Here is a 25714-nt window from a genome sequence, read left to right as displayed (position 1 = left end):
GCAACTCTGGGGATCTCCCCTCAAGTTGACCCTTCTCCCCTCAATATTTGAGCAGAGAAGGGTCAACTTGAACGGATATCCAGTGAAATGACACAGCCCGGCGTACGTCGTCGGCCGCAGTGGGTGGCCGCCTCAACCGGCGAGGACTACGGCGACCGAGTGGGGTGGGAGGTGGACGGCATCTGCGCCCAGGGTCGGGGTGCCGAAGGCGAGGAGGATGTACGACGCTCGCTCGACCGGGACTGCCGCTGGTTCCGGGTGAAGGTTGACCACGATCCGGAGATTGCCGCGGCTCACGATCAGCCAGCCTGGGCCCTCGCTGACCCGGACCGCATCCAGGCGGTCGTCCCGCAGTTCGGGGGTTCGGGCTCGGAGGGCTAGGAGGTCGCGGTACCAGGTGAGTAGTTCGCGGTGCGGTGACTCGTCGACCTCGGACCAGTTCAGGACCGAGCTCCGCCAGGTTGCGGGGTCCTGGGGATCCGGGATCTCGTCGGCGCTCCAGCCGAAGGCGGCGAACTCCTGGCGCCGACCGGTCCGGACGGCGTCGGCCAGGGCCGGCTCGTCGTGGTCGGTGAAGTAGCGCCACGGCGTCGACGCGCCCCACTCCTCGCCCATGAAGAGCATCGGTGTGTACGGCGAAGTCAGCACCAGCGCGGCCCCGATCGCGTACTGCCCGGGCGTCAACGCAGGCCGATCACCCAGTGCACGGTTGCCGATCTGATCGTGATCCGACGTATAGGCCAGGAACTGTCCACCCCGATGCGTGGCCGGATCGACCGGGTGACCCCAGTCCTTCCCGCGGAACGTCGAGTAGGCACCGTCATGCAGGAACACATGCGTGAGCACCTTCGCGAACACCCCGGGCTCGGCGAAGTCCTCGTAGTACCCAGCTCGCTCGCCGGTCAGCATGGTGTGCAGCGCATGGTGGAAGTCGTCGTTCCACTGCGCAGTCATCCCCAGACCGCCCTCCGCAACCGGATCCACCATGCGAGGGTCGTTCAGATCAGACTCCGCAACCAGTCCAAGCGGACGCCCGAGCTCCTCGGACAGACTGGCGGTTTCGGTCGACAGTTGCGCCAGCAGGTGCACTGGACTCTCGTCGAGCAGCGCATGTACGGCGTCCAACCGCAGAGCGTCGATGTGGAACTCACGGAACCACCGGAGCGCGTTGTCGCAGATGAACCGGCGTACTTCGCTGCTCCCGGTGTCATCCAGGTTGACCGCCGGTCCCCACGGCGTGGTGTGGCGGTCGGTGAAGTACGGGCCGAACGAGTCCAGGTAGTTGCCGCTCGGTCCGAGGTGGTTGTAGACCACGTCCAGACAGACGCCCAGCCCAACCTCATGACACCGATTCACGAACGCCTGCAGAGCTGCCGGACCGCCGTACGGGTCATGGACGGCATACAGATCAACACCGTCATAACCCCAGCCATGCCGACCCGGGAATGCGGCCACCGGCATCAGCGAGACGATCTCGACGCCCAGCAGCACCAGGTAGTCCAGGTGATCCGCAGCCGCAGCCAGCGTGCCCTCGGGAGTGAAGGTGCCGATGTGCAGCTCGTAGAACACCGCACCGCGCACATCGCGCCCGGTCCACTCGCTGTCGGTCCACCGGAAGCGGTCCGCGTCAAAGACTCGGCTGAAGCCGTGCACACCATCAGGCTGCCAAGGGCTACGCGGATCCGGCAGCGGCTCACTGCCGTCGACCGTGAACGCGTAGTCGGTGCCGTGGCGCGCTTCGACCACGTCACGCACCCACCACCCGTCAGCGCCGGAATGCATCGGCAGTACGCCGTCCCGCAGGACCAGGTCGACCGTCGGCGCCTGAGGCGCCCAGACGCTGAAGGTGTGCAAGTAGTCAGCTCCTCACGAGCAGGGCCACCGGGAGGTCCTCCAGCAGCTCCTGAATCCGAGCCGCTCCACTACCCACGTCGCGGCCGGTCAACACGTTCTTCCACTCTCCAGCAGGCAGTACGACGGTGCTGTCGCCCCAGCCACCCAGCCGATGCAGTGCGGCCGGCAGCCGAGTGGCGATGGTGATCACCTCATCGCCCCGAGCGAACGCGACCGCGTGCCCGTTGGAGGTGGGCAGTGGGGTGTAACCACCGGCAAACGCCTCCGCGTACTGCCGACGCAACCGCAGCGCACGTGCCGTGACCAGCAGCTTCTCGTCGGACAGGTCATCCGGCCGCGCACCCTCGTCCAACCGGCGCAAGCGCTCGATCCGGTACTCGTAGTCGACCGCACGCCGGTTGTCCGGGTCCACCAACGACAGGTCCACCAGCTCACTGCCCTGATACACATCCGGTACGCCGGGCATCGTCAGCTGCACGAGCTTCTGCCCGAGCGTCGCCGCCCGAACGAACTCGGCCTGCCTGCCGACAAAGCGCCGTACCGAGTCGAGCACTGCTGAGTCCGCCAGGACCGCGGTCACGAAGGAGGCGACGGCCTGCTCGTACTCTTCGTCCGTCTCGGTCCAGGTGGTGTGACGCTTAGCCTCCCGGATCGCCTTCTGCAGATAGGCCTGCATCCGGTCGACCGCGATCGGACCGTCACCCCAGGTGCCGAACAGGGTCTGCCAGAACAGGTACTCCGTGCTCCCGTCGAGCAGCGGGCTCCGGTGGTCCTCAGACAGCCGCCGCCACTCACGCACAGCCTCAGCCCACGCAGCAGGCTGCTCGGACAGCACACCGAGCCGCGCACGTACGTCCTCGGAGCGCTTGGTGTCGTGAGTGGACAGTGTGGTCATGGTCCGCGGCCAGCGCCGGTTCAGCTGGGCTGAGAACGCATGGAACTCCTCCGGCGTCACACCGAAGTGCTCCGGGTCCCCACCGACCTCGTTGAGCGACGAGAGCCGGAACCACCGGTAGAACGCGGTGTCCTCGATCCCCTTGGCCATCACCGGCCCACAGGTCTGCTGGAACCGCACGATCAGCTCATGCCGCGCATGCTCATCGATCCGGCTCGCAGTGCCGACCTCACGGCCCATCAGGAGGTCCAGGACAACCTCCAGCGTCTCCTGCCGGTCCTCGTCGAGGTGCTCGCGGGCCCTGGTCGCTGCTCGCTCCAGCACCCGGACAGCAGAGTGCGCCGGCTGCTCCCCCGGTACGACGTACGCCCGGTAGACGTCGAATTGGACCAGAAGCTCCGCCACAACCTCGTGGAACGCCCGCCTGGTGTGGTCACGCAGTCTGACGTCGTCCTGGCAGATGCGAGCCAGCAACTCCACCAGCCGGTGCACTTCGGCGTACTGGCCGTGTTTGACGATCTCGCGCTTCGCCTCGATCACTACCGGGCTGAAGTCGGCCGGCTCACCAGTCAGCTCAGAGTGCAGTGCTGCAAGGGGTGCTGCGCCGGCGGGGTCGACGAACAGCCCACCTACCCGCAGCAGCGCGTCATAGCCCGTCGTACCGGCGCAGGGCCAGTCGTGTGGCAGCTCTTCGTCGCCCTCGAGGATCTTCTCGACCACTACCCACGCACCGCCGGTCCGCTCGGCCAGCCGACGCAGATAGCCGCGCGGGTCGGCCAGACCGTCCGGGTGGTCGATGCGGAAGCCGTTGAGCTTCCCCTCCTGCAGAAGCTCGAACAGCAACGCATGTGTGGCCTCGAAGACCTCCTGCGTCTCCACCCGGACCGCTGCGAGCGTGTCGACGTCGAAGAAGCGCCGGTAGTTCAGCTCCTCGTCAGCGACCCGCCAGTGCGCCAGGCGGTACCACTGCTCGGTCACCAGCTCCGCGATCGGCAGATCCGCCGTACCGGGTCGGAGCGGGTATTCGTGTTCGTAATAGCGCAGTACGTCGCCGTCGACCGCCAGCTCGCCCTCTGCGAGCACCTGGCCGATCCGCTGCCCCAGAACCGCCATCAGCAGTGGCTGGTTCCCCGAACCCCAGTCGACGTCGAACCATTCGGCGTACGGCGATCCTGGGCCGTCCCGGAGCACGGACCACAGCGCCTTGTTGAGCCGGGCAGGTGTCGGGACGGCCACGTGGTTCGGGACCACGTCCGCGACCGCACCCATCCGGTGCTCGCCCAGCCGGATCGAGAGCCGATCGAAGGCGGGACGACCACCCATCGGCTCCGACAACCGGCTGTGGTCGACCACGTCGTACCCATGGGTGGAACCGGGCGCGGCCTGCAGGATCGGGGAGAGGTACGCGTGCGAGATCCCGAGGCTGTTCAGGTACGGGACGATCGTCGCCGCATCGTCGAATCCGAACTCGGCGCGCAGTTGCAGCCGGTACGTCGCCTGCGGGATCGAGTTCATCCCGCAGTCCGGCGTGGTCGGGTCAGCACCAGCATGCCGTGATCCTCGATCCGGATCGTGCTGCCCGCCGCGTGCTCGCCGTCCTCGGCCCGGCCGGTCGGGCGGATGGTGTCCACCACAACCGACCAGGTCTCGCCGAACTCGCTCCCAGGCAGCAGGAACTCCTCAGGCTCGTAGTTGCTGTTCAGCAGGATCAGGAACGAGTCGTCGACCACCGGCTCACCGCGCTGATCCGGCTCGGAGATCGCATCACCGTTCAGGAACACGGCCACCGCGCGGGCGTCGTCGCGGCTCCAGTCGCCGTCCTGCATCTCCTTGCCGTCCGGGGTGAACCAGACCAGGTCGCCCAGCCCGTCGACCCCTTGGTCGCCGTGGAAGAAGCGGCGGCGCCGGAGGACCGGGTGCTCGTTGCGTAGCCGGACCAGGTCGCCGGTGAACTCCAGCAGGTCCTTCTGCTCCTCGTCGAGGTCCCAGTTGACCCAGGCGAGCTCGTTGTCCTGGCAGTAGACGTTGTTGTTACCCGACTGCGTCCGGCCCAGCTCGTCACCGTGCGCGAGCATCGGGACGCCCTGCGAAATCAGTAGCGTGGCAAGGAAGTTGCGCTGTTGCTTGGACCGCAGCTTGCGCACTGCGGCATCGTCGGTCGGACCCTCGACACCGCAGTTCCAGGAGCGGTTGTGGCTCTCGCCGTCGTTGCCACCCTCGCCGTTCGCCTCGTTGTGCTTCTCGTTGTAGGACACGAGATCGCGCAACGTGAAGCCGTCGTGCGCGGTGACGAAGTTGATGCTCGCCAGCGGCCGCCGGCTGTCGTCGCGGTACAGATCCGACGAACCGGTCAGCCGCGAGCCGAACTCGGCCAGCGTGTACTTCTCACCCCGCCAGAAGTCCCGGACCGTGTCGCGGTACTTACCGTTCCACTCGGTCCACAGCGGCGGGAAGTTGCCCACCTGGTAGCCGCCGTCACCCACGTCCCACGGCTCGGCGATCAGCTTGACCTGGCTGACGACCGGGTCCTGCTGGACCAGGTCGAAGAACGCCGACAGCCGGTCGACTTCGTGGAACTGACGGGCCAGCGTCGACGCAAGATCGAAGCGGAACCCGTCCACATGCATCTCGGTGACCCAGTAGCGCAGCGAGTCCATGATCAGCTGCAGTACGTGCGGGTGCCGCATCAGCAGGCTGTTGCCGGTGCCGGTCGTGTCGTAGTAGTGCGACTTGTCCGAGTCCACCAGCCGGTAGTAGGCCGCGTTGTCGATGCCCTTGAACGACAGCGTCGGGCCGAACTCGTTGCCCTCGGCGGTGTGGTTGTAGACGACGTCGAGGATGACCTCGATATCCGCCTCGTGCAGCGCCTGCACCATCGTCTTGAACTCGGTCACCTGCTGACCGCGGCTGCCCAGCGACGAGTAGGCGTTGTGCGGGGCGAAGAAGCCGATCGTGTTGTAACCCCAGTAGTTCGTGAGGTTCAGCTCCTGCAGATGACCGTCCTGGGCGAACTGGTGCACCGGCATCAGCTCGATCGCGGTCACCCCGAGCTCCTTCAGGTGCTCGATGATCGCCGGATGCCCGATCCCGGCGTACGTGCCGCGAATCTCCTCCGGGAGCCCCGGGTGTGTCTTGGTGAGGCCCTTCACGTGCGCCTCGTAGATCACGGTCTCGTGGTACGCGTGACCCGGCGGACGGTCGTTGCCCCAGTCGAAGAACGGGTTCGTGACGACCGAGAGCATCGTGTGCTCGCGGTTGTCCATCGTGTTCAGCTCACCGGGGTTGCCGAAGCGGTAGCTGAACAGCGACTCGTCACCGTCGACCTGCCCGTCGATCGCTTTCGCGTACGGGTCCAGCAGCAGCTTCGACGCGTTGCACCGATGCCCGTCGGCCGGGCTGTACGGCCCGTGCACCCGGAACCCGTACCGCTGCCCCGGCTGCACCGCCGGCAGGTACGCGTGGTGGACGAACCCGTCCACCTCGGTCAACTGCACCAACTGCTCGGTCCCGTCGTCACCGATCAGGGCGAGATCAACTCTCTCGGCCACCTCCGAGAACACCGCGAAGTTCGTCCCGGAACCGTCGTACGTGGCTCCGAGGGGATAAGGACGACCAGGCCATTTCTGCACCTGAAGACAGTAGCCACCTCCGCCCCCAGACCTTGCATACCGGGGTCGATTACTCCCGAGTGTTCACCCGATCGGGCCTGTCAGTCACCGACAAGGTGCAGCTCGGTGCCTGGTTCCGCGGCGCACCGCTCGGCGAGCTGCCGGATGCCGGTGAGCAGTTCCTGCGGCTCCCGGGCGTGCTCAGCCGCCAGTTCGGCCAGGAACTGCGGCATCTCGGAAGTGGTCAGGACCAGATCGCCGTACGGGTCGACGCGACCGAGCATCGGCAGGTCGCTCCGCGCGCACAGGCCGGCGAAGACATCGTCCGGATCCCCGAGTACGGCGAGCTGCACCAGGCGACGGCGCTTCGGGCTCGTCCCCGCTCGATCCACGCGCAACAGCAGGACGTCGACCCCCATGGGCTCGGGACTCTACCGTGCGGACTTTCTGCGTTCGGGCGACTACTTGGAGTAAGTTCTCCCGCATGGTGAAGCGGGCATTGGTGTTGGCGGTGGCGTTTTTGGTGGTGGGGGCTGGGTCGGTGGCGGCCGACCAGGGGAAGCCGATGGTGGTCGGGGGGACGCTGGCGAGCGTGGCTGAGGCGCCGTGGGCGGTGGTGCTGACCAACTCGGCGGCGGTGCGGGAGTCGAAGCGATGGTGTGGCGGGGTGCTGGTGGCTCCGGACAAGGTGCTGACCGCGGCACACTGCGCCCGCCAGCCGATCACGTCGTACGGCGTGGTCCAGGGGCGCGCGGATCTGAGCAACCGGGAGGTCGGCCGGTTCTCCGCGGTCAGCAAGGTGTGGGTGCATCCGGCGTACAGCACGACCACGAACCGCAACGACTTCGCCGTCCTGACTCTGAAGAAGCCGATGCCAGGAGTGCCGGTACTGCGCTTGGAGACGAGCCCGAAGGCGGATCGGCGGGGCGCGGTGCCGACTGTTTACGGGTGGGGCGACACCGACGGGACCGGGCCGGACGACACGCTGCAGAAGGTCGCCGTACCGGATCTCGGCGACGCGACCTGCACGGGGATCAAGGGCTACACCGAGAACGGTTACACCGCGGCGGCGAATGTGTGCGCCGGTTACCTGGATGGAACAGGCGATGCCTGCCAGGGCGACTCGGGTGGACCACTGGTGCTGAACGGCCGGCTGCTCGGGATCGTCTCGTGGGGCAACGGCTGCGCAAAAGAGGGCTATCCCGGGGTTTATGCGGAGGTCGCGCCAGTAGTTAAGACACTGCTTGCTCAGGTTCGTGCTGTGCCTTCACAGGTTCGTTAAGGCGAAACATACCTGTCAGTTCCGGCGCGAGGACGTCATCGCTCGGACACGGCGCCACAACACTTTGTCCTTACCTTTCTGGTCACAAGCCCGTGGCCCGTGAGGAGAAGGCATGGCGCAGACCAGACGTCACTTCCTGCAACAGGTCGGTATCACCGGCGGTGCCGGTGTGCTCTACTCCACGATGTCCGCCCTCGGCCTGACCGGATTGGCCGACACCCCCGCGTACGCCGCCCCGGCGCGGATCGATCTGCACGGCCGGCCGCGCAAGCACGTCGTGATCCTCGGCGCCGGGATCTCCGGACTGACCTCGGCGTACGAACTGCTGAAGGCCGGCTACCAGGTCACGCTGCTGGAGGCCCGGAAACGTCCCGGCGGCCGGAACTGGACCGTCCGCGGCGGGACCTCGGAGACCGACCTGACCGGCACCACCCAGCGGGCGCGGTTCTCGCCGGGGCAGTACATGAACGCCGGCCCCGGCCGGATCCCGCAGCACCACGTGACGCTCGACTACTGCCGCGAGCTCGGTGTCGCGATCGAGCCGTTCGTCAACCAGAACGCCGACGCCTACCTCTACCGCGAGGGCACGACAGCCCTGTCCAATCAACCGATCCGGCACCGCACCGCCAAGGCGGATGTCTACGGTTACGTCTCCGAACTACTCGCGAAGGCGACCGACCAAGGTGCCCTCGACAGCTATCTGACCAGCACCGACAAGCAGGCGCTGATCGGATTCCTGACCAGCTTCGGCTCGATCTCGGACAAGGCCGGCGGATTCAAGTACACCGGCACCGACGGCCGCCGCGGCTACACGGTCGAGCCCGGCGCCGGGACAGAGGGCGGTACGACGGCCGCGCCGTACGCGCTGAGTGATGTCTTCGCGAGCGGGGTCGGCAACTACTTCTCGTTCGAGTTCGGCTGGGACCAGGCGATGATGATGTTCCAGCCGGTCGGCGGGATGGATCGGATCCCGTACGCGTTCGAGCGCGCGATCGGCCGGGAGAAGATCCAGTACGGCGCCGAGGTCCTCGGACTGCGGAACACTCCGGATGGCGTCCAGGTCACCTACAGCACAGGCGGCCGGCCGCGAGTACTGGCGGCCGACTTCGCGATCTGTGCGCTGCCGCCGCACATCGCGGCCAAGATTCCGTCGAACCTGCCGACGCCGGTCGTCGACTCGCTCAAGTGGGCCCGGCCGACCAACGCCGGCAAGATCGGGATCGAGTACGGACGCCGTTGGTGGGAGGAGGACCTGCGGATCTACGGCGGGATCACCAACAGCAGCCTGGACACCGGCAACACCTGGTATCCGTCGACCGGCTTCCACGGCCCGCGCGGCACGGTGATCGGCTACTACAACACCGGCACCAACGCGAACACGTACGGCGCCCTCACGCCGGCCGCCCGGCTCCAGCGAGCCGTTGCCCAAGGCACCAAGATGCACGGCGACGTCTACGGTCGCGACATCGAGGCGTCGTTCTCGGTGAACTGGGCCGGGACGCGGTACTCGGAAGGCTCCTGGGTGGGCTGGCCGTCGCAGACCGACGCGACCTACGAACGACTGCTCGAACCCACCGGCAACGTCTACTTCGCCGGCGACCATCTGTCCCACGCGATCGCCTGGCAGCACGGCGCCATGACCTCGGCCCGCGCCACCGTGACCGCGCTACACCACCGGGTGGTGACGTCTCGATGAAGCGTCGTTTCTTGGCCGTCGGACTCGCGGCCGTAGTCGTCTCGTTCACCGCAGGCGCCAGTACGGCGGCCGGTTGGTGGGACAAGCCCCATCCACCTCGCCCCGGAACCGTCGTACCGGCTCTTCCCGCCGGTCAGGCCAACCCGATGATCGCGACGGGCGTCGGCATCGGCGCGAACACCGCGGTCTACAAGACCAGCGGCATCGGCCCGACCGCGCTGAACACAGGAGCACCGGCCGGGACAGAGTCGTCGTACATCGACACCGCGATCTTCCCCGGCGGCACGCTGCCCACCGGCGTCACCCTCACCGAGGCCCAAGGCATCAACGCTCTCCGCCGGATCGGCGAGAACCTCCAAGCCGCCGGCCTATCCTTCGCCGACGTCTACACGATGCGCGTCTTCCTCCAGAACCCCGCCGGAGCCCCCGCCGCCGACTTCGCCGGCTGGAACCGCGCCTACCGGCAGTACTTCGCCAACACCGACCTCACCACCGGCAAGTACGTCCCGGTCCCCCTGGGCACCGCCCCACCCACCAAGCCCTTCGTCGTCAACAAGTCCCGCCCCTCCCGCTTCGCCCTCGAGATCGAGAACCTCCCAGTAGCCGGCTGGCTCGTCGAAGTAGAGGTCGACGCCGCCTACCCCAAGCGCTGACACTGGAGGTATGACTGAGCCTGTTCGGGTCATCAAGGCAGGAGACCTGGTCGCGGCCGACCCCACCTCCGGCATGCTGCGGATGCGGGCCTTCGAACTCCCACTCCTGTGGGCCGGCCAGGTCACCACCGAACCGGGCGCGATCTCCGGCTGGCACCATCACGACAAGAACGAGAGCAGCCTCTACATCGTCTCCGGCGTGCTGCGCCTCGAGTTCGAAGGCACCGACGAGTACCTGGACGCCGTCGCCGGCGACTTCGTCCACGTCCCCGCCTTCACCGTCCACCGCGAGAGCAACCCCGCCAAGATCCCGTCCCTGGCGATCATCGCCCGCGCCGGCGGCGGGATCCCGACCGTCAACGTCGACCCACCCAAGCGCTGAGCCGGAATGTAGATCCGCCCGTCAGCGCGACAGCTCAGTGACGAGATCAACGCCGGGGCACCCGACGTACACAGCGTCATGCGCGATCAACGGCAACTCCCACCGAACCGCGGCGGCAGCGATCCACAAGTCAGCAAGGTGCTGCTTCTGGTGGAGTGGATGACCAACTCGGCGGCACTCGGCTCTCAGCCGCGCGTAGGCCCAGGTCGTCTCGTCGTCGCCCGGGAGCACTGCGCTCCGGTGGATCAGTCGCTCAAGGTTGTCCAGCCGCTTGTCACCCCAGCCTGCGACGACAGCGCCGTACCTGGCCTCTGCAACCGTCTACTGGGTGATCACGATACGACGCCCGAAGACGTGCTTTCCGTACATCGGGATCAGCGTCGATCGAGGCTTCAGCCAAGCCGTGAAGACGTTCGTGTCGAGCAGAACTGCTGCAGCAGTCACTCGTGGATCGCCTCGACGAACCGGTCCCACTCGTCGTCGGCGAGGTCCGGGATCTCAAAAGACTCATCCTCGCGGAGTGGCTCCGTCCCTCGCAGGACGTCCTCGAGATCACCCCGGCGCCAAAAGGCAGTGTCAGCATGGTCAAGAGCATCTGGTGCTGATGTCGGCTCCGACATGGTGATCACCTCCCATCCAGTCCAAGTCTACCGGAGCCCGGAGTCGTTCCACTTTTATGCGAAGCGGTCGTAGGCCGGGAGGGTGAGGAAGTCGACGTACTCGTCGGCGAGGGCTACTTCGAGGAAGAGGGCTCGGGCGGACTGGTAGCGCAGCGACTCCGGGAGGGCGTTGATCTCTTCGTCGGCGAGGCGTTCGACGAGGTCGGTGGTGATGGTGTCGCCGGTGTCGAGGACCACGCCGTTCTTGCGCCACTGCCAGATCTGGGAGCGGGAGATCTCGGCGGTGGCGGCGTCCTCCATCAGGTTGAAGATACCGACGGCGCCGGTGCCTTCGAGCCAGGCGGCGAGGTACTGGAGGGCGACGCTGATGTTGTTGCGCAGGCCGGCCTCGGTCACCTCGCCGGGCGTGGCGGCGACGTTCAGGAGCTGTTCGGCGGTGACCTCGACGTCCTCGCGGAGCTTGGTGACCTGGTTGGGGTTGTCCCCCAGTACGGCGTCGAAAACCGCGCGGCACGTCTCCACCATACCGGGGTGCGCGACCCAGGAGCCGTCGAAACCGTCGCCGGCCTCGCGGGTCTTGTCGGCCTGGACCTTCGCGAAGGCCTGCTCGTTCACGGCCGGGTCCTTGCTCGGGATGAACGCCGCCATCCCGCCGATCGCATGCGCACCGCGCTTGTGGCACGTCCGCACGAGCAGCTCGGTGTACGCGCGCATGAACGGCACCGTCATCGTCACGCTGTTGCGATCGGGCAGCTGGAACTCGGCCCCGCGGTCGCGGTGCGTCTTGATCACGCTGAACATGTAGTCCCAGCGGCCCGCGTTCAGACCGGCCGAGTGCTCGCGCAGCTCGTAGAGGATCTCCTCCATCTCGAACGCCGCCGGGTACGTCTCGATCAGCACGGTCGCGCGGATCGTCCCGCGCGGAATCCCGAGGGCCTCCTGCGCCGTGACGAACACGTCGTTCCACAGCCGCGCCTCGAGGTGCGACTCCATCTTCGGCAGGTAGAAGTACGGTCCCTGGCCGCGGTCCAGCTGCAGTTGTCCACAGGCCACGAAGTACAGCGCGAAGTCGACGAGCGATCCACTCACCGGTTGACCGTCGACCAGGATGTGCTTCTCGGGCAGGTGCCAACCACGCGGCCGTACGACGATGGTCGCGAGCTCCGCGTCGGGCTTCAGCGCGTACGACTTGGCGTCGGTGCTGAAGTCGATCTGCCGGGTGATCGCGTCGAGCAGGTTCAGCTGACCGCCGACGACGTTCTCCCAGGTCGGGGTGTTCGCGTCCTCCTGGTCGGCGAGCCAGACCTTCGCCCCGGAGTTGAGCGCGTTGATGGTCATCTTCCGGTCGGTCGGGCCGGTGATCTCCACCCGCCGATCGACCAGACCGGGCGCGGCCGGCGCGACCCGCCACTCCGGGTCCTCCCGGATGTCCTTCGTCTCCGGCAGGAACCCGAGCGACGCGCCACCGGAGATCGCGGCGATCCGCCCGGTACGGCGGTCCAGCAGCGCCTGCCGGCGGTCGTCGTACTCGCGGTGCAGTCGCTCGATCAGCCCGAGCGCACGCTCGGTCAGGATCTCGTCGTACCGGTCGCCCTTGGTTCCGATCACCTCGATGGCCATAACGCTCACCCTAGCCGGGGCGATCGGCGCCCTGTCATCTCCGAATGACGAGGATCACCCCAGAGCCGGGAGGACCTCGCGGAGGAGCTTGGCGTGGTCCTCGGGCCGCGCGAGCCCGAAGTTCATCGTGTTGACGCTGAGATGAGTCGCGCCGACGTCACGCCAGGCATCCGCGTAGACACGCCACTCCGCCTCCGGTACGGCGTTGAGCGACAGCCGAGCCTCGATACCGATCTCGGCCGGGTCGCGACCGGCCTCCTCCGCGGCCTCGCGGATGGTCTTGATCTGCGCGCGCATCGCGTCATCCGGAGCGCCCTGCGGCATCCAGCCGTCGCCGATCCGACCGGTTCTTTTCAGTACGGCGTCCGCTCCGCCGCCGAACCAGACGGGGATCCGACGACCCGGCAGCGGGTTGAGGCCGGCCTCGTCGACCCGGTCGAACCTGCCTTCGTGGGTGAGGACCGGATCGGCCCAGAGCTTGCGGAGCAGCTCGACCTGCTCGGTCAGCCGCGCTCCGCGCTGGGTGAACGGTACGCCGAGCGCGTCGTACTCGACCTGGTTCCAGCCGATGCCGACGCCGAGCCGCAGCCGCCCGCCCGAGAGGACGTCGACCTCGGCCGCCTGTTTGGCGACGAGTGCGGTCTGGCGTTGCGGCAGGACGAGAACGCCGGTGACGAGCTCGAGCGTGGTCGTGATCGCGGCCATGTAGCCGAACAGCACGAAAACCTCGTGGAACAAGGACTTGTCGGTGTATCCGGTCCAGCCGGGGCGGTTCGTCGGATCCGCACCGAGAACGTGGTCGTAGGCCAGCGCATGCGTGTAGCCGGCGGCCTCCACGGTCAGCGTCCAGTCCCGGACGACCGCCGGATCCGCACCGATCTCGAGCTGCGGGAACACTGCACCGATCTTCATGCCTCGATCAACTCCAGGAGTCCTTGAACGGCCTGCTCGAAAGGTTCCGGCGATCCGGCCGCGCGGGCGAGCACATACCCACCCTGCAGTACGGCGGCGATCGTCGTACCGAGTGTCCGCGGGTCGACCGTGGCCGGGAACTCCTGTGATTGCTTGCCTTCAGCAACCACCTCGGCCAGCCGGGTGCGCAACCAGGTGAACGTCTCGTCGAGCGGCGCCCGGAGCTCCGGGTCCGCGACCACCTCCGGATCGGCCGTCAGTCGCCCCATCCGGCAGCCCCGCAGCACTTCGCGCTCCCGTTTCAGATAGGCCGCGATCCGGGCTTTCGCCGTACCGGCGCCGCCGAGCTGCTCCTCGGCCGCGGCACGCATCTCGGCGGCCGATCGCTCGATCGCAGCCTTCGCCAACTCGGCCTTGCCACTGAAGTGGTGGTACATGCTCCCCTGCCCGGCGCCGGCCGCCGCCTGGATCGCCTTCGGGCTGGTCCCCACGTACCCCCGCTCCCACAACAGCTCCTGCGTACTCACGATCAACCGCTCCACGGTCTCCACCTCACCACTGTACCCATCGGTACAGCGTCGGTAACGACACGTAGTACTGACCGGCCCACGCTCACCGTCCACCTCGCCGCGCCGCCACGCCCCACCTCTACGTGTCCTTGCCGACAACCAGGCGACGTACGTCGGATGGCCGGAGCTGGTGCGGGACCGATAGTCTCGGGGGACTATGAGCACCAGCGTCGCCATTGCGGTAATCACGTTTAGGCGGCCTGGTCTGTTGCGGGGACTGTTGGCGAGTTTGCAGGCCCAGGAACTCCCGGCGGACTCGGATTACGCGGTCCGGATCGTGGTCGTGGACAACGATGCCGAGGGCACCGCGGCGCAGGTGGTCGCCGCCTTCGACGGAGATCGGTACCCGATCGAGTCGGTGGTCGAGCCGGAGCCGGGGATCCCGTTCGCCCGCGAACGCTCGGTGGAGCTGTGCTGGAACGACGACGCGCTGATCTTCGTGGACGACGACGAGGTCGCGCCTTCGGACTGGCTGGCGACCTTGCTGCAGGCGTGGGAGAAGTCCGGTGCCGACGTTGTCACCGGCCCGGTGAAGGGCAACCTCCCAGCGGGCGCACCACCGTGGAACCACTACAGCGACGTCCACGACTCGACCGGCCGGCACACCACCGGGCTCGAGATGCGCAAGGCATACACGAACAACACGCTGGTCAGCCGGCGGGTCTACCACACGGTTACGCCGGGATTCCATCCCGCGTTCCGGTACACCGGCTCCAGCGACCTGCACTTCTTCCTGCGGGTGCACAGGGCTGGTTTCCGGATCGTCTGGTGCGAGGAAGCATGTATCGCCGAAGAGGTGCCGGCCGCGCGGACGACGCTCAGTTGGCTGGTACGACGCGCCTTCCGCTCGGGCAGCGGGGACACGATCAGCCGGCTGCTGATCCGTCCGGGCGCGGTGAGCTACGTGCTGGTGCTGGCCTATGCTTCGGCCCGGGTGGTCTCGGCGATCGGTTACGCGCTCGCCGGGCTGCTGCTCGGCCGGAAGACGCACCTGCTGAAGGCAGTCCGCCGGTTCTTCTCCGGCGTCGGCAGCCTGGCAGGCATAGTAGGGATCAACCATGACGAGTACCGGGAACGGCACGGCGCCGAACACGACGGTGGCGAGCCTGTGCCGGGCGATCTGGCAGGTGGAGCAGGATCTGAGTCTGCTCGACTGGCAGATCCGGGGCGCGCACCCGTGGCCGATCATCCGGATGCGCGTCTTCCATGAGCTGACCCGCCGGAGCGGAATCCACGGCGTACCGCATCCTGTCCGCCGTTCGGCCGGTGACAAGGCCGGGCTGATCGGGCGGCACGTGGCCGGCCTGGTGACCCGCAATCCGTTCTTCGGCCGGTACTCCTCGATGGTCGTTCCGCATCCGCGGAAACCGGACGGTATCGAGATCTACACCTCCGAACTCCGCGCTGCGCTCGGTTCGTCCGCGTTGATCCTCGACTCGGGGATCAACGGCGTACCGCTCCGTGGCAGCCGCAACCTCGACTTCTTCACCTCCGCCGCCGGCGCGGTGCACTCCCGCTCCGCTGACGACCCGCTCGGCATTGCTTCCGCCTTGTCGGCGTTGACCGGGGTCTCCGTTCCGGTCGGCGCGCTGCTCGCCCGCGAGGTGCCCAAGCATCTGCGGCTGCGGGCGCTCTACCGCCGGTTGCTGAAGCGGCACGACATCAAGACCGTGTACGTCGTCGTCGCCTACTTCCACCAGCACATCGTCGGCGCGGCCCGCGACCTCGGGATCCGGGTCGTCGAGCTGCAGCACGGCGCGATCAGCCCGTTCCACCTCGGCTACAGCTACCCCGGCCGCCCGGTGGTCGCCGATCAGCCGGACGAGCTGTGGACCTTCGGCTCCTACTGGTCCTCAGTCGCGGACCTTCCCGCGGGCATGCAGACGTCCGTCGTCGGCTCGCCGTACCTGCCCGCTGCCGGCCCGAAGGATCCGTCGCTCGCGGTCTTCCTCTCGCAAGGCACAACCGGTGGCGACCTGCTGAACGTCGCCGAATCCGTCGCCAAGGCGAACCCATCGCTGCGGGTCCTCTTCCGGCTGCACCCGAGCGAACACGCAGCCGACTACAACCCCTCGGCCGGCGTGCAGCTCTCCACCTCGGGGAACACCCTCGACCTGCTCGCGAAGGCGACGTACCAGGTCGGCGTCTCCACCACGGCCCTCTTCGAAGGCATGGCCCTCGGCTGCCGCACCGCCGTCGCCAACCTCCCCGGCCACGAATACCTGGCCGGCCCCATCGCCGCAGGCCACGCCACCCTGCTCGCCGCCCCCGACCACCTAACCACCGCCCCCCTCTGCCCCACCCCCGACATCTACTACGCCCCCAACTCCCTCCCCCACCTAGTCCACCCCCTCTAGCGCCCCTTCCCCCAAAGGTGCGCCCGCTTCTCCTCGTGCGCGAACCCCATCTTTGGGAACCCACCAACCACTTTTCGGCACCGCCGATGGTCGGTGGGCGCCCAAAGATGGCCCTCGTGCACAAAGGTGGGCCAGCGTGTCTTTGAGAACCCACCAACCACTTCTCGGCACCGCCGATGGTTGGTGGGCGCCCAAAGTTGGACCTCGTGCACAAAGGTGGGCCGGCGTGTCTTTGGGAACCCACCAACCACTTCTCGGCACCGCCGGTGGTCGGTGGGCGCCCAAAGTTGGACCTCGCGCACAAAGGTGGGCCAGCGTGTCTTTGAGAACCCACCAACCACTTCTCGGCACCGCTGATGGTTGGTGAGCGCCCAAAGATCGACCTCGCGCACAAAGGTGGGCCAGCGTGTCTTTGAGAACCCACCAACCACTTCTCGGCACCGCCGGTGGTCGGTGAGCGCCCAAAGATCGACCTCGCGCACAAAGGTGGGCCAGCGTGTCTTTGAGAACCCACCAACCACTTCTCGGCACCGCCGATGGTCGGTGAGCGCCCAAAGATCGACCTCGCGCACAAAGGTGGGCCAGCGTGTCTTTGAGAACCCACCAACCACTTCTCGGCACCGCCGATGGTCGGTGGGCGCCCAAAGTTGGCCCTCGTGCACAAAGGTGGGCGGGCGTGTCTTTGGGCGGGCATCGATCGGTACGGCGGGGCGCGGGGAATGTCGGTGGGGGCTTCTAGGGTCGCGGCATGCGGAGTGTGGAGTTGGGGCGGACGGGGTTGCGGGTCAGCAAGTTGGGGTTGGGGCTGGCGTCGATCGGAGGGATGTTCGCCGCGGTGCCCGAGTCGCAGGCGATCGCGACGATCGACCGGGCGTGGGAGCTCGGGGTGCGACTGTTCGACACCGCTCCGGTCTATGGGTACGGCGTCTCCGAGCAGCGCGCCGGATTAGCCCTGCGCGGCCGCCCGCGGAACCGCTTCGTCCTCTCCACCAAGGTCGGCCGACTGATCGAGCCGGGCGGCCCGGACCTGCAACCGATCTGGGCCGAACCGCCCGCCGGGGTCGGGCCGCGGCTCGACTACTCGTACGGCGCGGTGATCCGCTCGTTCGAGGCGAGTCTGGAGCGGATGGGCATCGACCGGATCGACATCCTGCACATCCACGACCCCGACCTCGACTTCGCGACCGCCTCGACCGGCGCCCTCCGCGCACTGAACGAGCTGCGCGGCCGCGGCGCGATCCGGGCCATCTCCCTGGGTGTGAACCACGCCGACGTCGCCGCCCGCTTCCTCCGGGAGACCGGGGCCGCCGGTCCGGACTGCATCCTGCTGGCCGGCCGGTACACGCTGCTCGACCGGTCCGCGACCGACGAACTGCTGCCGCTCTGCTCGAAGCTCGGGGTCGCCGTGCTTGCAGCTGGCGTGTTCCAGGGCGGGGTCCTCGCCGATACCGCAGCAGGCGCTCCCCACGGGTATGCGCGAGTGCCGGCCGAGTTGCTCGCCCGGATCGACCGACTCCGCGAGCTGTGCCGCCGGTACGACGTACCGATGCTGGCTGCTGCGGTTCAGTTCCCGCTGCGGCATCCCGCCGTACCGGCCGTGGTGGTCGGCGCGCGCAGCCCGCAGGAGATCAGCGAGGTCGCCGGTTGGCTGGAACACGCCGTTCCCGAACCATTCTGGGGCGAGCTCGCCGCGCATTAGAGTCGGCGGCATGCGGTTCATGCTGCTCCACAAGACGAACGATTCACTCGAAGCGGGCAACCCGCCGTCCGCCGAGATCCTGGCGCGCGCGGACGCCGTACTCGAGGAGATGCGGCAGGCCGGCATCCTGCTGGTCGCCGAGGGCCTGATGCCGAGCTCCCACGGCGCCCGCATCTCGGTCGCGCAGCCCGGCCCCGCCCGCGTGGTCGACGGCCCGTTCGCCGAGACCAAGGAGCTCGTCGCCGGACTGTCGATCATCCGCGTCGACTCCAAGGACGACGCGATCCGGTGGGCGCTGCGCTTCGCCGAAGCCGACCCCTACACCGAGATCGACATCCTCGAGATCGCCGGCTAAAGCGTCATGTGCAAAATCGGGTAGGGCTTGTTCGTCGAGTCCCGCTCACTCCGGCCGACCAGCTTGAACCCGTAGTGCTCGTAGAAACCAACGGCCTGCGGGTTCTGCTCATTCACATCGACCTTCTCCGCCGCGAACTCCGCGCGAGCATGGTCGAGCAGTAGCGTCCCGCCGCCCTGCCCCCGATACGCCGGATCCAGGAACAACATCTCGACGTTCCCCTCCGCCACCCCGATGAACCCGATCAGCGTGCCATCGTCCGCCCGCAATCCAGCCAGGTGCGGAATCCCCCCGAACGCACTCCTCACCAGCGGCCGAAAAACCTCCAGATCCGCCTCGGTCACAAAGTCATGCGTGGCCCGAACCGACGCCTCCCACAACTCCGCCGCCCGCCGATACTCCTCCGCCCCCACATCCCCAATCTCCATCCCCCCAACGTAATTGCGCCCCATCCCCCCACGCCATCCCGTTTCCTCCCACCCCCACACTCGCGCCCCCTCGCGCAGAAACCCCAACTTTGTGCCCCCACCAACCATCCCCGACGCCAAGAACTGCCTGAGGCGTTCCCAAAGCTGCCCTTCGCGCACAAAGAGCAGCCCACCCACCTTCGCGCACGAAACGAGGCGGCCTCAACCTTGTGCACCCACCAACCTGACCCGCCCTGGCGAGGAATTCGGGCGACGGGTGAGCGTGGGGAGGTGGACGACGCGGAGGTTACTGGGTGATGGCGGTCCGCGGCGTGGGGCGAGCCGCTCCCGGTGCTCGCCCGGTGAACGGTTGGGCCGGCGGCTGAGCTGAACGGCGAGGGCGGACCTGCGCCACTGACCAACTCACCCCGGCGAGGAAATTCGCGCAGCGGTTGAGCGTGGAGAGGCGGGCGCGGCCGAGGTTGATCAGTGGGGGCGGTCCGCGAACGCGCGGGTCAGCGGGGCGCGGCGGCGTTCGTCTCGGGTGACCGGTGCGGGCTGAGGGGGCATCGCGTTAGCCGGTGGATTTTGGGTGCTCGGTGCCTGTTGCGATTTCGCCGCAGGTGATCGGTCGCGGTGGCTGAGGACTTTGGCCGGCCAGGAACTCCGCCTCCCCGAATGTGCCCGTCCCATCCGACCGCTCGCATCCGGCCGGCGATGTGCGCGGTGGCTGGTCGCCGCTGCGGCCGGTTTTACTGATGCGGGTGGCTGGTGCGGTCTTCGGCTGAGGGGGATGGTGCGGTCGGTGACCGCGGTTGGGGTTGCCCTGTGGCTGGCGGGCTGTGGCTTCCGCCGCCGATCAGGAGGCCTGTCAGGTGATTCGCCGCCGTGGTTGTCCACTGCGGTTCGGGTCGGCTGCCAGCGTGCGGAATTTCACTGGCTATCCGTTCAAATGGGCCCTTCTCTGCTCAAATATTGAGGGGAGAACCAGCAACTTGCGGGGAGATCCCCTCGTTTTTCCGGGACCGCAACCCAAGCCCGGAAGCTCAGGCGACGGACACGCGGTCACCGGCCTCGCCATCCCCCTCAGCCACAGGCGACGCCCGCCTAGCGCTTCAGTAAATCGGCCGCCGCGGCGACCAGCCACCGGCTACGTGTCCGGCCTGTCCGGTGCGGCGCGAATCGGGGGCACACCAACCACCTCTGCGGGGATCTGCTGCCACCCAGCGACAGCAGCTCCCCGCAAACACGCACAAACCCCGCCCAGCCACAGGTCCACGGAGACCTACTGCCAAATACCGGCAGCAATCATCCGTGAACCCGCACCAACCCCGCCCAGCCACCGGATTGCAGTCACCAACGCCACGCCGATTCTGCAACAGCCTCCCGGTGACGAAAATCCGCCGGTTAGACGGTATGGAGTGACTCTCGGGTTTGTAGGCGGTGGAGGCGTGGCACCGTTCCCGGCGGATGGATTGTGGAGCCGGCCGGTGGGCCGGTGTCAACGTCGTTCATGCTCGCTGCGCTGCGCGTGCTCCACGTTGACGCCGTCGCATCGGCCGGCTGGTTTGGCCGCCTGCCGGGCAACGGCGAGCTGTGGCCGATGGCCCTAGCACGGTGAGGGGTTGTGGGCCGGGGGCCTCACCGCACAGATTCGTGGGTTACCGAGCAGATTTCGGCTGCTCGGCCTATCCGACAATGTGGGGAGGCCCCCGGTGTTTACCGAGCGTACGAGTGTTGGGCTGGACGTGCACGCCCGATCGGTCGCGGCCGCTGCGATCGATGGAGTCACCGGCGAACTGGTGCAGGCCAGGCTGACCCCGGCCCATGACCACATCCGGTCCTGGATTCGGCAGTTACCGGGACCGGTCGCGGTGACGTATGAGGCCGGGCCGACCGGGTTCGGGCTGTATCGGGCGTTGATGTCTGCCGGGGTGCGGTGCGAGGTCGCGGCACCGTCGAAACTGCAACGCCCAACTGGTGACCGGGTGAAGACCGACGCCAAGGACGCGATCCATCTAGCGCGGCTGCTGCGACTCGACGAGATCACGCCGGTCGCGGTGCCGAGCATCGGGCAGGAGACAGCACGCGATCTGGTCCGGGCCCGGGAAGACTGCCGCGGTGACCTGATGCGCGCGCGGCACCGGTTGTCGAAACTGCTATTACGGCACGGGATCGTCTACTCCGGCGGTGCTGCCTGGACCGGCAAACATGACGCCTGGCTGCGCAGTCAACACTTCGAGATGCCGGCGTCACGGCTGACGTTCGATTCCTGCTACGACTGCGTCCTGACCACCAGCGCGCGCCGCGACCGCCTCGATGGCGCGATCACAGCGATGGCAGCCGATTCAGAGTTCACCGCCGTGACCCGCAGGCTGGGCTGCCTGCGCGGTGTCGCGACCTTGACCGGGTTCGCGCTCGCGGTCGAGATCGGTGACTGGACCCGGTTCACCGGCAACACCATCGGCTCGTTCGTCGGCCTCGTGCCCAGCGAACACTCATCAGGCGCATCACGCGTCCAGGGCCCGATCACCAAGACCGGGAACACCCACGCCCGCCGGCTCCTGGTCGAGGCCGCCTGGCACCACCGCACCCGCTACCGGCCAGGCAAAACCATCCACGACCGCTGGGCACTGGCCACCCCCGCAGCCCGAGCACGCGGCGACGCCGGCAACCGGCGCCTGCACGCCCGCTGGATCAAGTTCCTCGAACGGAACAAGAGATCCACCATCGCCGACGTCGCTATCGCCCGCGAACTCGCCGGCTGGTGCTGGTCACTGGCCATCATGGACGACTAGCCCCCACAAACCGGCTTCGTCGACCAAAGGCCAGTGGTGACAGCGCGTGGAGCAAACCCGCGACCGGCACTATGAGCAACCAGCACCCCTTCCGACAGGGAGAGGCGGTCACGCTCGATGTTAGACACGCGGACCCGCTCCAGCCGAACACCCCGTCCTGCGGTAACCAACCCGCGCATATCAGTCTGACCGCGCGTCGCCAACGACACGCTCACCACAACAGCCCACGCGCCAACGAAGCCACGAGGCGCCCGACCGGGCAACATCCCAGCCGGGCGCCTCACCCTGCCCCTTGACAGCAGGTCGCTCCTGAACCGTTCCCGCTTCGGTGGACACCGGGGGTAGCTGCCCGATTCGTCGGGAGTTTGTAGATGGGTTCGACTCGTCGTAGTTTCAGTGAGGAGTACAAGCGCGAGGCGGTGGGTTTCGTGCTTGCTGGTGGCCGGTCGGTTGCTGAGGTCGCGCGCAATATCGGTGTTCACGAGATGACGTTGGGTAGATGGGTGAAGAAAGCTAAAGACTCCGAGGAGCCGGCGGTGCCTGATGATGGCCCGTTGGGTGAGTCCGAGCGGCTGGAGCTGATCCGGTTGCGGGAACAGGCCAAGAATGACAAGGCCGCGATTGCCGAGCTGCAGATGCAGGTCGAGTTCGCGAAAAAAGTAGCGACCTGGTTCGCGAAAGGAAAGCAGTGATTTTCGCTGCTGTCGCGGATTGGGCTGATTCCGATGTTTATCCGGTGGCGTTCATGTGCGCCGAGCTGGGTGTCTCCAGGTCGGGCTACTACGCCTGGCGCAAAGCTGCCCCGTCGCAGCACCAGACCGACGACGAGGCGTTGATGGTGCTCCTGCGGCATCTGCATGCTCAGGCGCGCGGGAACCCTGGCGTGCGGCGGATGCGCGCGGAGCTGGCCGCTGCCGGGCACCGGGTCGGGCACAAGCGCGTCTACCGTCTGATGCGGCTGGCCGGGCTGCGTGGCCGGCATCCGAAGGCCTGGAAGCGAACCACGGTCCACGGCGACCATCCAGTCAACGCACCAGACCTGATCGACCGCTCGTTCACTGCTGACGAACTGAACCAGAAGTGGTGCGGAGACATCACCTACGTCAAGACCTGGACCGGCTGGGCCTACGTCGCGACCGTGATCGACCTGCATTCGCGCGCCATCATCGGCTACGCGATCGCCGACCACATGCGCACCAGCCTCGTCACCGACGCGCTCGACATGGCCATCGCGAACCGGAAACCATCGGCCGGTGTCATCTTCCATTCCGACCGCGGCACACAATACACATCCAGCGAATTCGACCGGTACTGCACAAAAGCCGGAATCCGCAGATCGCTCGGCCGGACCGGGATCTGTTACGACAATGCGGTATCCGAATCAACATTCGCGACTTACAAGAAAGAACTCATCCACACCCGGCCCTGGCCGGACCTTAAAACCCTCACGGCCGCAACAATCGACTGGGTAGATGACTACTTCAACACTATCCGCCGTCACTCCACTCTCGGATATTTGACACCCCGAGAATACGAGCTAGGGTTCAGAGAAATCAACCAACTGGCAGCCTAAACCGGCGTCCAAAAAAGCGGGAACACTCCACTCCATATCAGTGCGGTGGGGGTGGGGCGGTGGTTTGGTGGATCAGGAGGTTGGTGGGGAGGAGGCGGGGGTGGGTGTCGGGGGTGCCGGTCATGAGGTGTTCTAGGAGGTCGGCGGCTTGGCGGCCTAGGTTGTCCCGGGGCATGGAGACCGTGGTGAGGGTGGTTTGGCCGGACCAGTCGAGGGAGAGGTTGTCGAAGCCGACGACCGAGAGGTCGGTTGGTACGGCGATGCCCAGTTGGTGGAGTTTGGTGAGCGCACCTTGGGCGACCAGGTCGTTGTAGGTGACCACTGCGGTGGCTGAGGTCTCCAGGATCTGGTCCGCCGCCCGGTGGCCGTCGGCGGCGGTTGCTCCGCAGGGCAGGACCGTGACCCGGAGGCCGAAGGCGGCGGCTGCTTCGAGCGCGCGGATCCGTTCGCCGTTGGCCCAGGAGGCTTCCGGGCCGCTGAGGTAAGCCACCTCGCGGTGGCCGAGTTGGGCGAGATGGCCGCAGATGAGCGTCGTACCGCCGTAGAAGTCGACTGAGATCGACGGTACGGCGAGGCCGGGGACGATGCGGTTGACGAGCACCATCGGGTGCCCGCGATCGGCCAGGTCGACGAGCTGGTCGCGGCGCATCCGGGGTGAGCAGAGCAACAGGCCGTCGCAGCTGCGGAGGAGGTCTGCGACGAGCTCTGGCTCGACCGCCGGGTTTTCCTCGGACTCCATGATCATCACGCGGTGGCCGTTGGCGCGGGCGACGGCACTGACGGCTTTGAGGATCTCGGGGAAGTACGGGTTGGCGAGGTCCGGGACGAGTACGCCGATCGTGCCCCAGCGACCCTTCGCCAGTCCTTGCGCGGCCGCGTTCGGACGGTAGCCGAGGGTCCGGACGGCGGTCTGGACGCGGTCGGCGAGGGCGGCGTCGACCTTGGCCGTGCCGTTCAGAACCCGGGAGACGGTGGCCGGCGAGACCCCGGCGGCCGCGCCGACGTCGGTGATCGTCACCCGCTGGGTGTTGGCTCGCGACTGTCTCACCTCCTCTGAAATCCCTTTCTCAGAATTACTCATCCACAAGGTCGTGCACAACCTGTGGATATGAAACCGCTTTCTCAGCTCTTGCCGGAGCCGACCCGCCGGATCTACTCTGGGCGAACTCGATCCCGGCAAGCGTTTACCAACAGGAGTGAGGCTCGTGAGTCACGGCGTCTTCGCGTACACGTGGGACCTGGTCGGCGACCCCGATGCCGCCGCCCGGATCGCCGGGCTGGGCGCGGACACGGTGACGCTGCAGGCGGCGTACCACGCGGTCCGCGGCATCACCCCGTGGCACCCGGCCCACCGCGTCGTCCACGCCGAGCACGCCGCGGCCTACTTCCCGATCCGCGCCGACCGCTGGCCCGGCCTCCGTCCACTGGCCCCGAGCTGGGGTGTGGAAAACCCAGACCGATTCGGTACGGCGGCCGCCGGGCTCGCCGCCGCCGGGCTCTCGGTCGAGGCGTGGCTGGTGCTCACCCACTCCTCCGCGCTCGGCACCGCCCACCCGGAGCTGACCGTGCGGAACGCCTACGGTGAGCGCTACCCGTATGCGCTCTGCGCGTCGCACCAGGCGGTCCGCGAGTACGCGCTGACGATCGTGAGCGAGGTCTGCGCTCAGTACGACGTCAGCGCGCTGATGCTCGAAGCATGCGGCTGGCTGGGCTTCGACCACGGCAGCCATCACGAGAAGACCGAAGGCGCCGATCTCTCCCCTACCGCCCGCCGCCTACTCTCCCTCTGCTTCTGCACAGCCTGCCGTACGGCGCTCGGCCCGGACGCCGACCGTCTAGCCCGCGCAGTCCGCTCAGCCGTGGACGGCGAACTCCACGGATCAGGTACGGCGGAAGTCGACGCAACTGCCCTACTCGCACACCGAGCAACCGTGATCGGCGGACTGGTCCGCGACGCGAAGTCCCTGGCCGGCAACCGCCGAGTGTTGCTCATGGCAACAGACGACCCCTGGGTCACCGGGCCCGACGTGGGCGTCGACTTCCAATCCGTCACCCCCGACGCCTTCGTCCTCAAATGCTGGGGCGACCCCGGAACGGCAGCCCGCCAGCTCAAGGCAGCAGCCCAACGAACCGACGTTCCACTAGTCGCGAACGTGACAGCCCTCGACGATCGCTGGGACGGCGTAACGCAGCTACTGGAAGCAGGCGCCGCCGAAGTCAGGTACTACCACGTAGGCCTCGCCTCGAGAGCACGTCTCGACCGCATCCGCACCGCAATAGCCGAGGCGACCCGATGACGCCGAGCAAGGGCGTGAGCTCCGGGGCGCAGGCCGCGTCCCGGTCAGAAGCAGGCCCGGAGCCCACCTCAGCAGCGGAGCACGCCTTCCGGGTGGGGGCTCGATGGGGGGCGGAGCACGCCCCAGGTCCCGAGTCC

The 25714-nt window shown here is 67.4% G+C and carries 23 protein-coding genes; 12 read left to right on the top strand and 11 right to left on the bottom strand.

Annotation, left to right across the window (positions count from 1 at the left end; genetic code table 11):
* Window positions 1-132: 132 nt before the first annotated feature.
* The 4 genes from treZ to OG474_RS20275 form a co-directional block, all read right to left on the bottom strand.
* On the bottom strand, window positions 133-1854 hold the full coding sequence (gene treZ / locus OG474_RS20290) for a malto-oligosyltrehalose trehalohydrolase (RefSeq protein ID WP_405063903.1): 1722 nt from the start codon (window positions 1852-1854) through the stop codon (window positions 133-135).
* Window positions 1855-1858: 4 nt separating this feature from the next.
* Window positions 1859-4264: a malto-oligosyltrehalose synthase gene (gene treY, locus OG474_RS20285; RefSeq protein ID WP_405063902.1), complete on the bottom strand. Its 2406-nt coding sequence runs from the start codon at window positions 4262-4264 to the stop codon at window positions 1859-1861.
* Complete coding sequence (gene glgX / locus OG474_RS20280) at window positions 4261-6378, bottom strand: glycogen debranching protein GlgX (protein WP_405063901.1); 2118 nt, start codon at window positions 6376-6378, stop codon at window positions 4261-4263. The genes treY and glgX overlap by 4 nt, the downstream gene beginning before the upstream one ends.
* 80 nt (window positions 6379-6458) lie before the next feature.
* The gene (locus tag OG474_RS20275) at window positions 6459-6776 is read right to left on the bottom strand and encodes a hypothetical protein (RefSeq protein WP_405063900.1); all 318 of its coding nucleotides are present in this window, start codon (window positions 6774-6776) and stop codon (window positions 6459-6461) included.
* A gap of 92 nt (window positions 6777-6868) precedes the next feature.
* Here OG474_RS20275 and OG474_RS20270 point away from each other — a divergent pair, with 92 nt between their 5' ends.
* The 4 genes from OG474_RS20270 to OG474_RS20255 all read left to right on the top strand — a co-directional run bounded on the left by OG474_RS20270 (window position 6869) and on the right by OG474_RS20255 (window position 10370).
* Window positions 6869-7639 carry a S1 family peptidase gene (locus OG474_RS20270; protein ID WP_405063899.1) on the top strand — a complete coding sequence of 257 codons (771 nt, stop codon included), beginning with the start codon at window positions 6869-6871 and terminating at the stop codon, window positions 7637-7639.
* A gap of 112 nt (window positions 7640-7751) precedes the next feature.
* Window positions 7752-9335 (top strand): flavin monoamine oxidase family protein, encoded by a 1584-nt coding sequence (locus OG474_RS20265; protein WP_405063898.1) that lies wholly within the window; start codon window positions 7752-7754, stop codon window positions 9333-9335.
* Window positions 9332-9988 (top strand): Rid family hydrolase, encoded by a 657-nt coding sequence (locus tag OG474_RS20260; RefSeq protein ID WP_405063897.1) that lies wholly within the window; start codon window positions 9332-9334, stop codon window positions 9986-9988. The genes OG474_RS20265 and OG474_RS20260 overlap by 4 nt, the downstream gene beginning before the upstream one ends.
* Window positions 9989-9998: 10 nt before the next feature.
* Window positions 9999-10370: a cupin domain-containing protein gene (locus OG474_RS20255; protein WP_405063896.1), complete on the top strand. Its 372-nt coding sequence runs from the start codon at window positions 9999-10001 to the stop codon at window positions 10368-10370.
* Window positions 10371-10691: 321 nt separating this feature from the next.
* On the opposite strand, the gene OG474_RS20250 is transcribed toward OG474_RS20255, so the two are convergent.
* From OG474_RS20250 to OG474_RS20230, 5 genes are read right to left on the bottom strand one after another with little or no spacing between them, the layout of a single operon-like run.
* Window positions 10692-10814, bottom strand: coding sequence for a hypothetical protein (locus OG474_RS20250; protein ID WP_405063895.1), 123 nt, complete (start codon window positions 10812-10814; stop codon window positions 10692-10694).
* On the bottom strand, window positions 10811-10990 hold the full coding sequence (locus OG474_RS20245; protein ID WP_405063894.1) for a hypothetical protein: 180 nt from the start codon (window positions 10988-10990) through the stop codon (window positions 10811-10813). Before OG474_RS20245 ends, OG474_RS20250 begins: the two co-directional genes overlap by 4 nt.
* 54 nt (window positions 10991-11044) lie before the next feature.
* A complete protein-coding gene (aceB, locus tag OG474_RS20240) occupies window positions 11045-12610 on the bottom strand; it encodes a malate synthase A (RefSeq protein ID WP_405063893.1) in 1566 nt (521 codons plus the stop codon).
* Between the two features lie 54 nt (window positions 12611-12664).
* On the bottom strand, window positions 12665-13522 hold the full coding sequence (locus tag OG474_RS20235; protein ID WP_405063892.1) for an LLM class F420-dependent oxidoreductase: 858 nt from the start codon (window positions 13520-13522) through the stop codon (window positions 12665-12667).
* Window positions 13519-14073, bottom strand: coding sequence for a TetR/AcrR family transcriptional regulator (locus OG474_RS20230; RefSeq protein ID WP_405063891.1), 555 nt, complete (start codon window positions 14071-14073; stop codon window positions 13519-13521). Before OG474_RS20230 ends, OG474_RS20235 begins: the two co-directional genes overlap by 4 nt.
* 175 nt (window positions 14074-14248) lie before the next feature.
* Here OG474_RS20230 and OG474_RS20225 point away from each other — a divergent pair, with 175 nt between their 5' ends.
* The 4 genes from OG474_RS20225 to OG474_RS20210 all read left to right on the top strand — a co-directional run bounded on the left by OG474_RS20225 (window position 14249) and on the right by OG474_RS20210 (window position 18502).
* On the top strand, window positions 14249-15301 hold the full coding sequence (locus OG474_RS20225) for a glycosyltransferase (protein ID WP_405063890.1): 1053 nt from the start codon (window positions 14249-14251) through the stop codon (window positions 15299-15301).
* Complete coding sequence (locus tag OG474_RS20220; protein ID WP_405064599.1) at window positions 15285-16448, top strand: hypothetical protein; 1164 nt, start codon at window positions 15285-15287, stop codon at window positions 16446-16448. The genes OG474_RS20225 and OG474_RS20220 overlap by 17 nt, the downstream gene beginning before the upstream one ends.
* Before the next feature lie 748 nt (window positions 16449-17196).
* A complete protein-coding gene (locus tag OG474_RS20215) occupies window positions 17197-18147 on the top strand; it encodes an aldo/keto reductase (protein WP_405063889.1) in 951 nt (316 codons plus the stop codon).
* 10 nt (window positions 18148-18157) lie between these two features.
* The gene (locus tag OG474_RS20210; RefSeq protein WP_405063888.1) at window positions 18158-18502 is read left to right on the top strand and encodes a YciI family protein; all 345 of its coding nucleotides are present in this window, start codon (window positions 18158-18160) and stop codon (window positions 18500-18502) included.
* Here the strand turns inward: OG474_RS20210 and OG474_RS20205 are convergent.
* On the bottom strand, window positions 18499-18930 hold the full coding sequence (locus OG474_RS20205) for a GNAT family N-acetyltransferase (protein ID WP_405063887.1): 432 nt from the start codon (window positions 18928-18930) through the stop codon (window positions 18499-18501). The genes OG474_RS20210 and OG474_RS20205 overlap by 4 nt on opposite strands.
* 1694 nt (window positions 18931-20624) lie before the next feature.
* On the opposite strand from OG474_RS20205, the gene OG474_RS20200 reads away from it, so the two are divergent.
* From OG474_RS20200 to OG474_RS20190, 3 genes are all read left to right on the top strand, one after another.
* Entirely contained in the window at window positions 20625-21707 is a 1083-nt protein-coding gene (locus OG474_RS20200) for an IS110 family transposase (RefSeq protein WP_405061708.1), read from the top strand.
* Between the two features lie 371 nt (window positions 21708-22078).
* Window positions 22079-22399 (top strand): transposase, encoded by a 321-nt coding sequence (locus OG474_RS20195; protein WP_405056219.1) that lies wholly within the window; start codon window positions 22079-22081, stop codon window positions 22397-22399.
* Window positions 22396-23280 (top strand): IS3 family transposase, encoded by an 885-nt coding sequence (locus tag OG474_RS20190; RefSeq protein WP_405056218.1) that lies wholly within the window; start codon window positions 22396-22398, stop codon window positions 23278-23280. The genes OG474_RS20195 and OG474_RS20190 overlap by 4 nt, the downstream gene beginning before the upstream one ends.
* A gap of 37 nt (window positions 23281-23317) precedes the next feature.
* Here the strand turns inward: OG474_RS20190 and OG474_RS20185 are convergent, their stop codons facing one another.
* Window positions 23318-24328: a LacI family DNA-binding transcriptional regulator gene (locus OG474_RS20185; RefSeq protein ID WP_405063886.1), complete on the bottom strand. Its 1011-nt coding sequence runs from the start codon at window positions 24326-24328 to the stop codon at window positions 23318-23320.
* A 157-nt stretch (window positions 24329-24485) separates the two neighbouring features.
* Here OG474_RS20185 and OG474_RS20180 point away from each other — a divergent pair, with 157 nt between their 5' ends.
* Entirely contained in the window at window positions 24486-25577 is a 1092-nt protein-coding gene (locus OG474_RS20180) for a hypothetical protein (protein WP_405063885.1), read from the top strand.
* The last annotated feature ends 137 nt before the right edge of the window (window positions 25578-25714 follow it).

This window comes from Kribbella sp. NBC_01505, assembly GCF_045040285.1.
Lineage (GTDB): Bacteria > Actinomycetota > Actinomycetes > Propionibacteriales > Kribbellaceae > Kribbella.
The sequence above is the reverse complement of the archived record's forward strand: the minus strand, read 5'-3'. Positions and strand labels throughout refer to the sequence as shown.